This window comes from Bacillus sp. FSL K6-0138 (assembly GCF_037982765.1).
Taxonomy (GTDB): Bacteria; Bacillota; Bacilli; order Bacillales; family Bacillaceae; genus Bacillus; species Bacillus glycinifermentans.
This window is the reverse complement of sequence record NZ_CP150286.1, coordinates 2,564,516-2,578,801: the sequence shown is the minus strand read 5'-3', so window position 1 is coordinate 2,578,801 and position 14,286 is coordinate 2,564,516. Positions and strand designations below refer to the sequence as shown.

The following is a 14,286-nucleotide window of genomic DNA, read 5'->3' as shown; positions in this document are numbered from 1 at the left end:
AATGCCATGAAGACTCTTGATGTCCATGCGTTGCACCATGCAATTGATCAAACGCTGGAACAATTAAAAGACCAATCGAAAGAAATCGCAAACCTCAAAAAAAGCGTTGACGGCATCACATCACTTGATGATGCCTTAAAAGGTAAAGGCGGGGACGCCATTCGCGCCTTTTACGAAGAATGCCACACCCCGTTTCTACGATTTTATGAAACTTTCATTGAAGAATACCAATCGGCTTTGAAAAAAATCAAAAATGCATTGGATTCCTTTGAACCAAAACATGATGGATTTATTTCGCAAGCCTTTCTCGAACACGAGTTAGAACAAGGCTTGAACGCGGCTGATCGAACAACGAAACATTTGGTATCCAAAGCCAACGCGGCGATTTCAAAAGTCAGCCATATTGTTGATTTACCGGATTTGAATGACAATGATTTTCACGGACAGAATAGAAGAGCATTGAAAGACATCAATCAAACAATTGAGAAGCTACATACGTTTGACAGAGAACAGACAAACGCCCTCAAAACAGCTGAAAATGACCTTGGGACGATGCAGAGGTACATAACCAGGCTTGAAAAAATGTATACAGGTCCTAAAATTGAAATCACCAGCTATCAAAAAGGCTCGATTTTAAAGCCGGATAAGATGGATACTTTGAGCGGGAATCAAGAGACAGCGATGGGAGTCATGTTAGATAAACTTGATAAGAGATCAAAGCTTGAAAAAGAGATTAGCGAAGTTAGTGAACATGATATCAAAATTTCTAAGTTAAAGAAGAAGCTTGATGATTATGACTTTTCAACAGCTTCAGAGTTTTATGAGATTGCCAAGGAAATTGGATATGAAAATCTTTCCCCTTGGCAACAGCGGTATTTCAATGGAATTGAAGGCTCTCGTAATTTTGGCAACGCAATTAAAGGAAGCGGTGAAGGATTCAAAAATGCGGTTGTCGATACGGCAACAGGCATTTGGGACATGATCGTTCACGCAGACGAAACGATTGAGGGCATTAATTATACGATTCACCATCCTATAAAAGTATTCAATATTATGAAACAGGGAATTGAAGAGTCTTACGAGCGAGATGTAGTCAATGGCGATTCTTATACACAAGCCAGATGGTTTAGCTATGCTGCTGGAATGGTCGCGACATCGATTGTTGGTTCAAAAGGTGTCGATAAAGTAGGGAAAGTTGCCAAAGCGGGGAAAGTTGGACAGGTTGCCGCGAAAGCGACTAAAACTTCTAAAAAAGTAACGAGTAAAACGATTAAAGCATCGAAAGAAGCGGTGGAAAAAAGCGTTGCGTCTGTCAAAGAATCGATACAAAGGGTCGCTTCAAAAGTAAAAGGGATTCAAATACATAATCCTTTTGCACCTCAAGTTCAGTTGGTTGGTGGGGGGAAAGTACCTTATCATGCTATTGACGGGGAAAATTTTAAAAAGATGCTTATTCGGCGTATTGAGAAAGTTTTCGGGGACGAGAAAGGTGTTAAAAATTCAAGGAAGATTGATTATGATTTAGCGAAGGATTATATTAGAGATGTAGAGGCAAAAACCGGATTGAAAATTCACAAAAAACAAACTGAACAATTAAAAAGTGCTTTGAGAAACCACAAATTTGAAAAAATGACGCCCAAAGAAACTATGAAACATAGAAATAAGTTTAACAATGTAAAAGACAAGCTTATTAGTGAATGGGAGGAAAAAACAGGTCAAAAGTGGCCAAGATATAAAGAACAAGTATTTGATAAAAAAGGGAGAGTTGCTAGAGACATCGGACAACCTTATGATGCTCATCATATAATAGAAAATAATTTTGGGGGACCACATGAATGGTGGAATATACATCCTGCTAAATTTCCTGATGAGCATCAAGCAGGTATTCATGGTAAAGGTGCACCATCTAATAAATTATTTCCAAGGAGGTAAATGATAATGGGCAAATTTGATTTTGTTGTGAAAAATAATAATCATAAGTTTTATGAGTTAAAAGAAAACGATTTAACGGAAGCAGAAGAAAGACTTGGGTTTTCATTTCCTAAAGAACTCAGAGAATTTTATTTAGAGATTGGATACGGGTTTATAAAGGGGAATAACGAGAATGCAATAAACAGACTTTTGGATCCCGATACTATCGCAGATATCACTTTAAGGGAAGATATTTACGAATTTGATCCTGATTTAGACGGTATATACGAAGAAGAAGACAAGCTTGTTTTTTATGAGGTAAATGAAGGTGTATATTTAACACTTGACTTAAATGAAAACGAAAAGTCTCCAGTATTCTTCTTTGATACAAAAATAGCTGACTCCCTAGAGGAATTTATAAAAAAAGTTGATCAAGATGATCAATATTTTGCAGACATGGTAGATTAAATATTTTTTAGGAAACTTAACCTTGAGTGGCTATAGCCATTCAAGGCTTTTTATTTAGAGGGGAGTTATTATGATGGACTTTATTTATGTGGAAGTACTCAAGGATTCAAATCTTACTAAGTACATTTCGTTATTAAGAAAAACATCATCTAAACCTATTAAGGAACTAAAGCAGGCGATTGAATCAGGAAAACCTGTTATTGAATGTGATTACTATGACACAGAAGAATTGAAATCATTAGTAATCATTATAGAACAGTTACTCTCATTGGGAGCTAGCATTAAAATTTATGAAAATGATAGAGAAATAACTCTTGAGATGTTAAAGAACTTGATCGAAACCTATGAGGGTATTGCAAAAGACCGAGAAGAATTGGATGAGTTATTATTTGGTGATGATGATTAATACTTATTAAAGGATGAGTTGAAAATATAAATAGTATTCACTTTTTCTACCTTGATTGGCTTTTGGCCTTTCAAGGTTTTTTTGTTCCAATCCGAGAAAAATCCGACAAAAAGGGGGATAAAATGGGGGACTTTTTCTATTCCATTTTGTCATACGATAGAGACAAGAAAAACGAACGTAAATATTGAGTCCAAGACGGAGAGCCTGCGGACGCTGATCTTTTGCACACGAATGTTGTGCAGCTGATTAACGGCCGCTTTTCTAATGGCCAGAACTGGAGACGCACCTATCCCTTATCAAGTGTGCACCGATGTATCGAATGATGATGAAGATCGTCAGTTTCACAGGAGGAGCGGTTGGAGACTATGCAGTATTGCGCACGATAGTCAGGGGGAATGCAAGCGGTGAGATCCCGGTTTTGCACAGGCAATCATTTTCACATGGCTTCTTTTAATCCTTGCGTCCTCTTGGAGATTTACTGGAGATATTTTAATCATATTCAATAACAACACTTTTGTTTTTTGCATTTTGAAGAAAATGAATAATCTCGCGAACTAATTCCACCATTTCTTTTTTAAAGCCATCTGATGTATCTAGTTTGTTAACATCAAAATTTTTCATTTGGTTTATGGTTAAGTGAACGTCTATCATCCAACGTGGGTCATCATACCACCCTTCTTGATAAAAATATTCTTTGATAATTCCTTCTTTTTCAATATTGTTGTCCAATAAAGAATCTAACAAAGTCTCAAAGTATCCATTCCAGATGACGAGCTTGTTTTCTCCATCAGATAAGACAAGTTCAGGTTCACCCTCAAAACCATCGTAAAATTTTGTATTTAACAACTCGATCAATCCTTACAATTCCTTTTTACGTCTTATGTCCTTCAATCCCTCGTTTTCCCTGATTTTAAAGAATTTTGTGGTTGTTGTCCATGAATGAAAAGAAAGAGGTTTGATAGTAACGACAGCAGGGGAGTTGCTCAATAATCTCCAGTCCATTATGTAATCTAAGAAATTCCTTGTAATCGTTTTTTCTTCAAAAAATGGATTTTTATTTGAAGTTGCATGTGGGTCTTTTTTTGCCTAAATCTGTTCAACCCTTACGGCATCCTGGTGAGATTGGCGTCATCGTTTGAATTCATTGAGGTGAACAGCCTTGATTCCATCTTTCGAGCTTGAGAAAACCGTGAAAGTATTTCTATAGGCGGCGCAAGTGCTTATCGGGAAAAGCAACGTTGCTTAGAACTGTTTTACGATATAAAATTGAAACTTTTCATTTTTTCAATCGTAGCTATAGTAATTTGAAAATGAAACTATAGGGAGTGAAAAATTGAAGATTGCACTATGGATTATAGCGGGTACAGTAATTTCTATTGGCTTGGTAATAGCAATCGGAATTTTGATGTTTCGGAGGGAAGTAAAAAAGTTAAATCCTGAATATATTGTACAGTTTGTCAAAGCAAAATCAGGAAGCAGAAATGTCTCATTGTCCATAAAGCACAACGATGAAAATTGGATAGATATTAACGGACATGAGCAACTTCCTCTGGCAAGTACCGTCAAAATCATCTTAGCAATTGAATATGCACAACAAGCAGCGGAAGGGAAAATTGACCCGCAAAAAGAAGTAAGGTTAAAGGAATTAGATACATTCTATATTCCGAAAACAGATGGTGGTGCACACGAAGCATGGATTTCTCAATTGAAAAAAGACAAAGAGACAGATAGTGTTCCATTATGTGAGATAGCAAATGGGATGATTGCTTACAGTTCTAATGCAAATACTGAATACTTAATTGAGGTGCTGGGCCTTCAAAACATAAATGATGTTCCAAAGAGCTTAGGTATCTTACATCACGAGCCTGTGTATCCCATTGTCAGCGCACTGTACATACCCGCCCAACTGATGAATGAAAAGAACTTATCGAAAAAAGAAGTGCTAGAAGTGATGAAAAACATGGACATGGATGAATACCGCAATAGAGCGATTGAAATTCATAACAGATGGCTGGGCCAACCGCTAACCGAACAAGAAAAAAAACAAATAAGCAAAACATTGGACATGGATTTTCAAAAAATTTGGTCTGATCGTTTGCCACGATCAACTGCTAGAGACTATGTATCTATTATGAAATAATAAACAGCAAAATACATTTTAATGCAAATGTATATAAATATCTTGATCCAGTCATGGAACAAATAATGAAAAAACCAAACAATCGTGAATGGCTTGTTCATGCGGGACAAAAGGGGGGATCTACTGCGTTTATTCTTACAATTGCAATGTATGCGACAGATAAAGAACGAAATCAGACAGAAATCGCATTTTTTGCAAACGATTTAAATACATTAGAGATAGCAAGACTTTCTCGAAATATGAATGGTTTTCAGCTGAAATTTTTAAAAGATTCGAAATTCCGCACACATATCAAAAAAGAATTATCCAGTTTGGATTTGTAAAATAGTTAAAGGTCAATTTCATATAAGGAAATTGGCTTTTTTAATTGAAATGCCTGCTGTATAAATTTCCGAAATGAGAGATATACAAACGTTAACGGCTTATAGCGTTGAAGAATAAGCGCCTTAATCTTAAGAATTACTAACTTGTCATTTGCGCGAGAAAATAATTCCTTGCCTACGATTGCCGCCGTCCGACAAGCAAGGGTTTACACATTTGGAAGATATGGAATTGTTATCCTGAACATATTTAGATTATAATGGAAAAACAGAGGATAGCCTCATCTGTCTCAAAAAGATGGTCTATACTCAAAACCAAATATTGAAAGGGGAATGTTTGATATGAAGTCTAACATGAAGATTGGCTTAGGGGTTCTTATTATTGGACTCAGCTTTCTTTGTCATGTGTCCACCGATAAAGTGGATGTAGCTTCAAGAAACATAACAAGCGCACACAGTCACTATTTCTTTGCTTAATCAAAAAATATAAATTTTTCATTTCTTCTTGGAGCCGTTTTTAACGGCTTTTTGTATGCACATGAAAATACCCTCTTCAATTTTACATGTATAATAATCCCTTAAACCTTTGATATGCAAAGGTTTTCCCCATCAGCCCATTCCATTTCGAGCTTGATTGTTGTATCTTGCTATATCAAAGTGTGTTCGAAACGCTGAAATGAAAGGGTTTCCCGTTTTTCTTGATCACTTAAAATCATACTTTTATTATGGGAGCAAATTGACGTGCTCAGGCAGCATCATAGATGTCCATTAGATGGTTCCCCGATGTTTTAAGTTGCCGTCTTTCATGATGTTCATTTTCTTAATTATGAGTTTACAGGAACTTTTGTTCTGGGTCGAATTAGAATAACGAAGCAGCTTTTAGAAGTGTGGAAAGCACTTAAGATAAATTTTAAGATAAAAGAAAAGACTCTCAATGGCTTTCTTTTCTTTAATTTATGTGTCATAGTACCGATATAATAATTAAGTAGAATTGAAAGAGTGATGCCCGATGTTATCCATAGGAGATACCATAACAATAGAATTTGAAAACGAAAATCAAGAAAATATCATTGCGAAAAGCAAAGTGTCATCCATTGAGGAAAATGTTTTAAGAGTGCATTATCCTGTTGATGTAGAGACAGGGAGAACCATTATTATACCAACAAATACAATTGCTATGATTCACTTTGTGAATAAGCAACAGGACCTATACAAATTCACCAGTGTAATACAAGGGCGAGATATATGCAACGATATACCTATATTGAATATATGCTTGCCTGAAGAGGATCAAATGATAAGAATTCAAAGGCGGCAATTTTTTAGAGTAAATGCAACGATTCCTGTCACTGTTCGTCCATATGGATCCGGTTCAATGTTTAAAACATATACAGCAAATATCAGTGCTGGAGGCGCTGCATTAATTATTGAAGAGACGCAAAAACACAAACCGGAAGAGGATTTGAATTTAAGTATCTCTTTACCAAATAAGGGGCATGATGAAACTGTGATTGACGTTCATGCTCAAGTCAAACGCACTTATCTTGATCGTAGAACAAACAAACTGATCATGACAGTCGAATTTATCATGATGAATGAGCATGATAAACAAACACTTGTACAATATTGCATAAAATGCCAATTGATAGAAAGAAGAAAACTTAGCTCTGAATAAATATTAAGTTTCTTCCATTATATAAATAGTTTTTAGATAAGCTTATCGTGTGCAGACAACGGCAAAAAATCGTCAAGATAGAGTATGTTAACCCTCCAAAAGTTGAGGAAGACAGTGATCTGCCCAGGCCCTCTTAATTTTAAGAGGGCTTTTTCTTTCTCGATTATTTACCTGTTCTGTTGTCTGAACATGTTATTAAATTGATCTTCGCAAAACATGGCAAAGCAATGATCAACATCTGCCCTTGCCAGTTTATCTTTATGCAGCTTGGACTGATTTTCCATCGACAAATGCATATGTTGATCATCTTCCGTCAATAAAGACGTTAAGAACCGTTACTTCGTTATGAAGTTACTTCTGTATGATCTGAATAAGGTTTCCGCATGTATCGTCAAAGACAGCTATTGTGACTTCGCCCATTTTTGTCGGCTCCATAGTAAACTTCACGCCGTTTTCCAATAATCGTTCGTACTCTTTGCGAATATCTGCAACGCCAAACATTGTTGCCGGGATGCCTTCGGCAAACAACCTGTTTTGATAGTCTTTGGCGGCAGGATGTTCATTCGGTTCGAGTAAAAGCTCTGTTCCGTCTTGATCATCGGGAGAAACAAGCGTTATCCACCTATATGCTCCGCTAGGAACGTCATGCTTTTTTGCAAAGCCCAGCGTTTTTGTATAAAACTCTAATGCTTTGTCTTGATCTTGAACAAATATGCTGGTAATAATGATTTTCATCATGTTTTGGCCTCCTTTGATATTTGCGATGGATGGATCTCTTCTTACACTATGGCTGTAAGAAGAAAAGCTCATACATTCGTGGTTCGTTATTAAATCAATCTACCCATCCTTTCAGCAATTTTCAAGTGGTTCGTTGTTATATAAGTACTCAATATTTTTCGTCTTGATTTAAAGCCTTGCATCTTAAGCCGCCGGAGCGAATGCCAAGTGCTTTGAAAATTCATTTTTGTCCCAATTCATCTATCGAGTATCTGCAACTTCATGGCTGTTTCTAGCGAAGCAACTGTATGGTTCCGTCATAAAGGAACCGTATCATGCCATCTTAACAAGTTAAAGTCACATTTATAGTAGTTTGAACCAGAAGTCGTTCGCGGCATCCAATCACCCGGCGGGATAAGATTTTGGCAACGGGACGTGCAGGGAAGGGAGATGAACATAAACTATAATAATTGGATAGAAATGATTAAAGTGCTGAAGGACTTTTCATAAAGGGATTGGACTGATATATAATTTGCATGAATAGAGGGGTGCATTAAACTTATTCACGAGTTGAATCAAATTTTTGCTGAAAGTGTGGGAGTCAGCCCGGTCATAGAACACAACTTTCATTGTGACTTGGGGATCAATACTTAAAGCCAGATTTACTTTGTGTTTTTGGAATAGTTAATCTTTGATGAAAGGACAGTCATTTTTACTGTTGATGTTAATCAAAAACGGAACGAACTTGAAAGGTAAGTTGGTTCCGTTAGAATGACTAGTCCAAATTTTGATCGATTGTCCCTTCAAAATAGTCATCACTGACCTGTTCATGAGTTTCAGCCAATCCTTTTTCCAATTGCGTGGTTCCTTTATAATCCGAAGTGTTGAAGTGTTTTCCAGCCAGATCCGTTGTGCGATCTATGTTTTCTTTGCTATGAGTTTGTGTTTCAGTGTTTACATTCTCTGTCTTAGCGCTGCCATCTAAAGACTGCTGAAAATCATATTCACTGTCTGATGAAGAAAATCTTTTGTAATCATTCGGTCTGTCTGCTCCGTTTTTTTGAGTCATGTTACTCACTCCATATTATTGAAATTTTAGTTTGTCAGATGGGATTGAGGCACATCTGCTTTAAAAGCTGTTTCGGTCTTATGGTCATTTTTTATACTTGAATTTTACTCAATGGGTTTCACTCCTTTACAAAATGGAAATATCAACTCTTCTTATTCTGTCTGTTCAGAAGGTATTCATTCGTTTTTTTCGTTGACTCGTTCCCGTTCGTCAAGAGAGCAGGCGGGCGTATATAATCCGCTAATTGGATGAACATGACCGGAAAGGTCTCCGGGTTTTTCCTGAACTTGAGGAATGGCCGCAGGATGAAATGAAAGAGGCCTCTCTGAACATTGATTGCCCAATCAAACGAGCAGGGGATTTGGTTATTTAGTCTGACCGTATTGTATTGATGCCGTTTGTTCAAATTTCAACTGGCGGAAATGTACAGTCATACTTGCAAGGGCCTTTTCTTATAGAGGTTATGGTTTTTAAGAAGTCTGTTATTTGTTTATCGAATAGCTGGATATCGAATATAGTTATTTTTTTATTCTAAACGCTGTAATAAAATATTTCTTATAAGAGTGGTGTAAAGTACTTTTATTCTTTTTTATGAACGGAAAGAACATGGAGGGAACGACGGTGATGAGTAAACGGGGAAAACAAATCAAAATTCCGGCAATTTATATGAGAGGCGGAACAAGCAAGGGCGTTTTTTTTCTTAAAGAAGATTTGCCTGCTGATCCATCTGAACGTGATAAAGTTTTACTGCGTGTAATAGGCAGTCCGGATCCTTACGGTCAGCAGATCGATGGCATGGGTGGTGCCACATCGAGTACGAGCAAGGTGGTTATTGTTAGTAAGAGCAATCGTCCTGGATGTGATGTAGACTACCTATTCGGACAGGTGGCCATAGGACAGCCGTTGGTTGACTGGAGTGGAAATTGCGGGAATCTTACTTCAGCTGTAGGTCCTTTTTCGATATATCGGGGTCTGGCAGATGCCCCTCAGGATGGCATGGCTGCCGTGAATATCTGGCAGGAAAATATCGGGAAGAAGATCGTGGCGCATTCCCGATGAAGGACGGAGAGGTTCAAGAGCTTGGAGATTTCGTACTGGACGGGGTCACTTTCCCTGCAGCTGAAATAAAGCTTGAATTTCTTGATCCGGGTGCCGATGGGGGAAACATGTTTCCGACCGGGAATCCGATCGATATTATTCATGTCCCAGGTGTAGGAGAGGTGGAGGCCACTTTAATCAATGCTGGAAATCCTGCCATCTTTGTTTCGGCATCCTCGATGGGATTAACGGGAGCTGAACGGCAAGGTGATATCAACGGTGATGCCGATCTATTGGCGCGTTTTGAAGCGATTCGGGCGCATGGCGCGGTGATTATGAATCTGGCCGAAAGCGTGGAGTACGCAATGGCCAAGCGACAGCACACGCCGAAAATTGCGTTTTTTGGAAAGCCGGCTAGTTACACAACATCCGATGGAAAAGAAATACGTGAAGAGGATATCGATATCTTGGCACGGATCCTTTCCATGGGCAAGCTTCATCATGCCATGACCGGAACAGGCGCTGTAGCAATTGCTGCCGCAGCTGTGATACCTGGAACGATCGTCAGCAGAATTTTAGGAGGTACGAGGGCTGAGCTTCGCTTTGGTCATCCATCCGGTATTTTGAAAGTGGGGGCAGAAGCTGCTCATGATCATGCAGGATGGGTGGTGACAAAAGTTTCCATGATCCGAAGCGCTCGAAGATTAATGGAGGGTTCGGTTTTGATACCGAATCATGAATAGCAGTTCATAAAAGGGCTGCATGGATGGCAGCCCTTACGTTTATACTCAGTTATTTGGAAATGACTGAATCTAAGTATTTGATCGTCGCTTCTTTGTCGCCAGAAATCGATGATTCCCGTTGTTGATCTTTGAGCAGCTTTACCTTGGCTTTTTTTAGTGTTGCTTCTTTTAATTCCATCGGAACCACAACAACGCCGTCTGCATCTCCGACAATAATGTCACCGGGTTTCACTGAAACACCCCCGCAAGAAATTGGAACATTTAATTCGCCTACACCCGCTTTACCGCTTGCAGCGACAGTTGTCCCTTTACAAAAAACAGGAAAATCCAATTCCTTTATCCCCTTCATATCCCGGATGACTCCATCCGCAACAATGCCGCCTAATTCCAGTGTTTTGGCCATGCCGACGACAAAATCTCCTGCGATTGCTCTGTATTCATCGCCTTTGGCATCAATTACAAGAATATCACCAGGTTTTGCTGTTCTAATGGCTTTAAGTACGGCTGCATTATCACCAACGGGCATCTTTACCGTAAAAGCTCTTCCGCTAAGGATGTATTCTTCTTTTAGCGGCTTAATGCTCGGATGCATCACAAATGCTGAAAGAGAACGATGAACTAAATAACCGAATATTGGAGACTGCTCTATCTCTGTTTAATGAGCACGGAATTGAACACGTAAGTATGCATAAAATCGCTAAAACGGCAGAGGTCGGACAAGCAACTCTTTATCGCCGCTATGCGAATAAAAGCAAATTATGCATTGCTTTAATGGAGAAGAAATTTAGCCGCCATCAGCTTGAGTTACAGACTTACCTCAAAAATAAAAGGGATCAACCAGTTTATGAACGTTTACTATATTTGCTTGTACAGCTCAACCTTATCGTTGGGGAGCATTTAGATTGGATGAGGATGTTAACGACATCTGGAACGCTTGAAGAAACGAGCAGAGATGTCTATAGCACCTGTTATTATAAGAAAAACCATCAACTGATTTATGAATTATTAGAAGAGGCAAAGAGCAAAGGAGAAACGAACATTACTGACATAAGATTGACCTCTTTTATGTTAGCTTCTCCGATTTCTCCGGAATTAATGTTTTATTTACATGATATGGGTTATTCCCTTAGGGAGATTGCTGAAAATTTCGCTAAAATACAACTCGATCCGTTATTCGCAGAGAACGGTGGCACAGCATTAAGGATATGAAAAAATTTTGATGTCAGATATCCGTTTAACAGTCTTCTGCCGCCAAGCACGCAAGAAAGGATTAGGATAAGATTGGCAATAAGTATGCGATTCCGTTTCCGTATCTTTGCTGATCGGCTTTCTCTTCAACAGTTGAAGAACTTTTTTATAGAGTTTGGCTTCAGACCCGCTTGGAAATATGGTTTGGACCGTGGCCGGCTATCTTCCTTACATCCTTTGGGCAAGCTGGCACATGGTGCTTCAGGGCAATGGTCAAGGGATTGTCGATGCTGCAGCAGTAATAGCTAACCACGGTGTCACAGGTATTCAATTAATACCGAGTTCCAAACAATCCAAAAAGGCGATGATCAAAATAAAGGTGTTCCCATGTTTTGTTATGTTTATAAATGATGCCGTGTTAATTATCTTTTTTTCTGATCGGGTCTTATAAGGCGGGTGCTCCATATGTGCGGCTTGTAAAAGTTAGGACTCATCTGACTATCAGTGAGTTCTATTTTTATATTTTGGGAGGCCGGTTAGTAGAATATGGTTGTCACTCATGTTAGTATATATATGGTTATTTCTTGGCTGCAAGTAAAAAGACGTCAATAAATTTAGGAACTTTTTTTAGTAGGTGAAGAGCATGGCGAAAAAAATGGCAAAAACAAATGCAGTTCGTTTGATTGAACAGCAAGACATCTCCTATGAGCTATTAGGTTACAAAACAGAAGCCGGGCAACCGGTAGATGGCATCACTGTTTCTGAAAAAATTGGTTATTCTTGCGAGTATGTATATAAAACCTTGGTTGCAACGGCAGGAGCCAAGCATTATTACGTCTTTGTTGTACCCGTTGCAGAGGAGTTAGATTTAAAAAAGGCGGCAAAGGTAATAGGCGAGAAGAAACTGGAAATGGTTGCTATGAAGGAACTTCTGGGGTTAACCGGCTATGTCAGAGGCGGCTGCTCGCCGATTGGCATGAAAAAATGGTTTCCGACATATATTGATGCAAGCGCAGAATCGCTTGATTTTATGATTGTCAGTGCAGGGAAAATCGGCATGCAGCTAAAATTAGCTCCACAAGATTTAGCCGAAGCATGCCATGCAAAATTTGCAGCAGTCGTTTAATCAAATAACCATTCCCTTAAAATACGACTTCATACATATTGAATATACTTGTTCAGATGGCTCACCTTCCTTGACAGGGCAGAGCTTTTTTGACCATAAATTTTTCAAAACGTCTTGAAAAAACATAAAAATAAGAATAGATTAGGAATAGATGATATATAAGGCGAATTTTGATTATGAAGCGTGAGACGCTGTCTGTTTCGCGCTTTTTTGTTTGAAAGATAAAACGGAAAAGGGGCAATCTGCTCGACGCCTAGGAGGATAGAATAACAGCAGGTCAACTGTTTAGGAGGTTTTAAAATGGATAGTAAACGGCGCGCTAAGCGATTTATCATGTCATTGGTGGTTGCCGGAATCACTTTCACAGGAATGTTTGTCTTAACGGGTAAAGCCGAGGCTGCTTGGTCAGGCTGGCAAACCAGGAGCGGATACACCGCAAAAGTGTATACAAATGCCGCGGCTTATACGACAAAAGACCACTCTATTAAATGGAGAATCAAGAAGAGAGGCAATAAAAAGCTTTATTATAAAGCTTATATCTGCAAATGGATAAACCGCGGCTTATATAGCGCGGGGAGTGTGTCGGGATCATTTAAATCCACCACCCCAATCAAAACATTTAAAGTGAAATCGGTCAGAAATAAGCTGGGCAGCGGAACGTATATCGTCCGCGTATTCGTTTTCAAAGACTCCAAAAAGAAAAAAATAATCGGAAGCTTTAACTCTAAAAAAATTCGGATTACAGAAGGGATTTAAATAAGGGGCTTCCCTCTGACTGAGAGAGAAGAATGGTGAATGACATTTTTGTCATACGATAGAGACATAGAAAATGAATGTGAATTCCAAGAGGGACAGCATGTGGCCGCTTATCTTTTGCACATGATTTGTGCAGATGACAGGCGGCCGCTTTTTTAATGGACAGATCCCCATCATATTTGCTTGTTTTGCAAATTGTTAAACCAAAATAAATATTTTAAAGCCGAGGAAAACAGAGCTGCCATTGGAAAGACGGAACGTCCGCCATTAGTATAAAGTCTTATTATAGCAGGAATATGGATAAAGACTTCTTGTTGCCAGATGAAGCTCATGCATACGGCCGGTGAATTCCGACTCTGCCAAAATTGCGTGGCCCGATGCTGGAGACGCTAAGAGAAAGGATTGTTACTTTGAGAAATTAAATGATTTTTTGAACAAACGTATCAAAACATGTTTTTCGCAGTCTCAAATTAGTATCATCATGGTATGAAGTGACCGTTTTAACAGAACTCTTCATTGTAGATACTACATGTATCAAGGGATGGCTCAAACGCAATTTTGGAAATAGACGTTCTCTTTGAACTTTTGCGCGGCTCAAGGGAAGTCTATTTTTCTTTCTTAAACAACACGGCAATTAACATGCCGAACGCAATCATTAAAGAGATTGTTTCGAATTTGTCATGTGCACCGCCCCCTTTTCAGAGGGGATAAGGCAACATCCCTTAAGTG

General features: G+C 38.7%; 16 protein-coding genes and 2 pseudogenes. 12 read left to right on the top strand and 6 right to left on the bottom strand.

Translation table 11 applies throughout. From position 1 onward, the window contains the following. Positions 1 to 6: 6 nt before the first annotated feature. The 3 genes from MHB78_RS13670 to MHB78_RS13660 all read left to right on the top strand — a co-directional run bounded on the left by MHB78_RS13670 (position 7) and on the right by MHB78_RS13660 (position 2,785). Positions 7 to 1,932, top strand: coding sequence for a T7SS effector LXG polymorphic toxin (locus MHB78_RS13670; protein WP_065894522.1), 1,926 nt, complete (start codon positions 7 to 9; stop codon positions 1,930 to 1,932). A gap of 6 nt (positions 1,933 to 1,938) precedes the next feature. Continuing rightward, positions 1,939 to 2,379, top strand: coding sequence for an SMI1/KNR4 family protein (locus MHB78_RS13665; protein WP_046132461.1), 441 nt, complete (start codon positions 1,939 to 1,941; stop codon positions 2,377 to 2,379). 70 nt (positions 2,380 to 2,449) lie between these two features. Continuing rightward, on the top strand, positions 2,450 to 2,785 hold the full coding sequence (locus tag MHB78_RS13660; RefSeq protein WP_236809866.1) for a hypothetical protein: 336 nt from the start codon (positions 2,450 to 2,452) through the stop codon (positions 2,783 to 2,785). Positions 2,786 to 3,274: 489 nt separating this feature from the next. Here the strand turns inward: MHB78_RS13660 and MHB78_RS13655 are convergent, their stop codons facing one another. After that, the gene (locus MHB78_RS13655) at positions 3,275 to 3,631 is read right to left on the bottom strand and encodes a hypothetical protein (protein ID WP_046132498.1); all 357 of its coding nucleotides are present in this window, start codon (positions 3,629 to 3,631) and stop codon (positions 3,275 to 3,277) included. A gap of 487 nt (positions 3,632 to 4,118) precedes the next feature. Between MHB78_RS13655 and MHB78_RS13650 the strand changes: the two genes are divergently transcribed. From MHB78_RS13650 to MHB78_RS13640, 3 genes are all read left to right on the top strand, one after another. Then, positions 4,119 to 4,925, top strand: a complete 807-nt coding sequence (locus tag MHB78_RS13650) for a serine hydrolase (protein WP_231947456.1) — start codon at positions 4,119 to 4,121, stop codon at positions 4,923 to 4,925. A 65-nt stretch (positions 4,926 to 4,990) separates the two neighbouring features. Then, positions 4,991 to 5,248, top strand: a complete 258-nt coding sequence (locus MHB78_RS13645) for a hypothetical protein (protein ID WP_231947457.1) — start codon at positions 4,991 to 4,993, stop codon at positions 5,246 to 5,248. A 1,006-nt stretch (positions 5,249 to 6,254) separates the two neighbouring features. Then, the gene (locus tag MHB78_RS13640) at positions 6,255 to 6,920 is read left to right on the top strand and encodes a PilZ domain-containing protein (protein ID WP_046132462.1); all 666 of its coding nucleotides are present in this window, start codon (positions 6,255 to 6,257) and stop codon (positions 6,918 to 6,920) included. 351 nt (positions 6,921 to 7,271) lie between these two features. Here the strand turns inward: MHB78_RS13640 and MHB78_RS13635 are convergent, their stop codons facing one another. The 3 genes and pseudogenes from MHB78_RS13635 to MHB78_RS13625 all read right to left on the bottom strand — a co-directional run bounded on the left by MHB78_RS13635 (position 7,272) and on the right by MHB78_RS13625 (position 8,828). Continuing rightward, positions 7,272 to 7,655, bottom strand: coding sequence for a VOC family protein (locus MHB78_RS13635; protein ID WP_046132499.1), 384 nt, complete (start codon positions 7,653 to 7,655; stop codon positions 7,272 to 7,274). Positions 7,656 to 8,412: 757 nt separating this feature from the next. Further along, positions 8,413 to 8,706: a YozQ family protein gene (locus tag MHB78_RS13630; RefSeq protein WP_065894524.1), complete on the bottom strand. Its 294-nt coding sequence runs from the start codon at positions 8,704 to 8,706 to the stop codon at positions 8,413 to 8,415. Between the two features lie 26 nt (positions 8,707 to 8,732). After that, positions 8,733 to 8,828 (bottom strand): annotated as a pseudogene (locus MHB78_RS13625) (hypothetical protein). Between the two features lie 502 nt (positions 8,829 to 9,330). Between MHB78_RS13625 and MHB78_RS13620 the strand changes: the two are divergent. Together MHB78_RS13620 and MHB78_RS13615 are read left to right on the top strand one after the other, a co-directional pair. Next, positions 9,331 to 9,765, top strand: a complete 435-nt coding sequence (locus MHB78_RS13620; protein WP_269082058.1) for a PrpF domain-containing protein — start codon at positions 9,331 to 9,333, stop codon at positions 9,763 to 9,765. Next, positions 9,762 to 10,487, top strand: coding sequence for a PrpF domain-containing protein (locus tag MHB78_RS13615; RefSeq protein ID WP_269082059.1), 726 nt, complete (start codon positions 9,762 to 9,764; stop codon positions 10,485 to 10,487). The genes MHB78_RS13620 and MHB78_RS13615 overlap by 4 nt, the downstream gene beginning before the upstream one ends. A 49-nt stretch (positions 10,488 to 10,536) precedes the next feature. On the opposite strand, the gene MHB78_RS13610 is transcribed toward MHB78_RS13615, so the two are convergent. Beyond that, positions 10,537 to 11,079 carry an RraA family protein gene (locus MHB78_RS13610; RefSeq protein WP_231947458.1) on the bottom strand — a complete coding sequence of 181 codons (543 nt, stop codon included), beginning with the start codon at positions 11,077 to 11,079 and terminating at the stop codon, positions 10,537 to 10,539. 5 nt (positions 11,080 to 11,084) lie between these two features. Between MHB78_RS13610 and MHB78_RS13605 the strand changes: the two genes are divergently transcribed. From MHB78_RS13605 to MHB78_RS13590, 4 genes are all read left to right on the top strand, one after another. Next, complete coding sequence (locus MHB78_RS13605; protein ID WP_046132464.1) at positions 11,085 to 11,696, top strand: TetR/AcrR family transcriptional regulator; 612 nt, start codon at positions 11,085 to 11,087, stop codon at positions 11,694 to 11,696. Positions 11,697 to 11,850: 154 nt separating this feature from the next. Then, positions 11,851 to 12,126 carry a hypothetical protein gene (locus MHB78_RS13600; RefSeq protein WP_065894526.1) on the top strand — a complete coding sequence of 92 codons (276 nt, stop codon included), beginning with the start codon at positions 11,851 to 11,853 and terminating at the stop codon, positions 12,124 to 12,126. Between the two features lie 192 nt (positions 12,127 to 12,318). Further along, on the top strand, positions 12,319 to 12,801 hold the full coding sequence (gene ybaK / locus MHB78_RS13595; protein ID WP_046132466.1) for a Cys-tRNA(Pro) deacylase: 483 nt from the start codon (positions 12,319 to 12,321) through the stop codon (positions 12,799 to 12,801). A 300-nt stretch (positions 12,802 to 13,101) separates the two neighbouring features. Further along, positions 13,102 to 13,557, top strand: a complete 456-nt coding sequence (locus tag MHB78_RS13590; protein WP_052948559.1) for a hypothetical protein — start codon at positions 13,102 to 13,104, stop codon at positions 13,555 to 13,557. A 605-nt stretch (positions 13,558 to 14,162) separates the two neighbouring features. Here MHB78_RS13590 and MHB78_RS13585 read toward each other — a convergent pair. Next, a pseudogene (locus MHB78_RS13585) lies at positions 14,163 to 14,231 on the bottom strand (putative holin-like toxin); the annotation flags it as partial. Between the last annotated feature and the right edge of the window lie 55 nt (positions 14,232 to 14,286).

Bases quoted from the DNA above. Each gene is read 5' to 3' on its own strand.
- MHB78_RS13670 (WP_065894522.1), top strand. From the start codon at position 7: ATGAAGACTCTTGATGTCCATGCGTTGCACCATGCAATTGATCAAACG.
- MHB78_RS13665 (WP_046132461.1), top strand. From the start codon at position 1,939: ATGGGCAAATTTGATTTTGTTGTGAAAAATAATAATCATAAGTTTTAT.
- MHB78_RS13660 (WP_236809866.1), top strand. From the start codon at position 2,450: ATGATGGACTTTATTTATGTGGAAGTACTCAAGGATTCAAATCTTACT.
- MHB78_RS13645 (WP_231947457.1), top strand. From the start codon at position 4,991: ATGAAAAAACCAAACAATCGTGAATGGCTTGTTCATGCGGGACAAAAG.
- MHB78_RS13640 (WP_046132462.1), top strand. From the start codon at position 6,255: ATGTTATCCATAGGAGATACCATAACAATAGAATTTGAAAACGAAAAT.
- MHB78_RS13635 (WP_046132499.1), bottom strand. From the start codon at position 7,655: ATGAAAATCATTATTACCAGCATATTTGTTCAAGATCAAGACAAAGCA.
- MHB78_RS13630 (WP_065894524.1), bottom strand. From the start codon at position 8,706: ATGACTCAAAAAAACGGAGCAGACAGACCGAATGATTACAAAAGATTT.
- MHB78_RS13620 (WP_269082058.1), top strand. From the start codon at position 9,331: ATGAGTAAACGGGGAAAACAAATCAAAATTCCGGCAATTTATATGAGA.
- MHB78_RS13615 (WP_269082059.1), top strand. From the start codon at position 9,762: ATGAAGGACGGAGAGGTTCAAGAGCTTGGAGATTTCGTACTGGACGGG.
- MHB78_RS13610 (WP_231947458.1), bottom strand. From the start codon at position 11,079: ATGCATCCGAGCATTAAGCCGCTAAAAGAAGAATACATCCTTAGCGGA.
- MHB78_RS13605 (WP_046132464.1), top strand. From the start codon at position 11,085: ATGCTGAAAGAGAACGATGAACTAAATAACCGAATATTGGAGACTGCT.
- ybaK (WP_046132466.1), top strand. From the start codon at position 12,319: ATGGCGAAAAAAATGGCAAAAACAAATGCAGTTCGTTTGATTGAACAG.
- MHB78_RS13590 (WP_052948559.1), top strand. From the start codon at position 13,102: ATGGATAGTAAACGGCGCGCTAAGCGATTTATCATGTCATTGGTGGTT.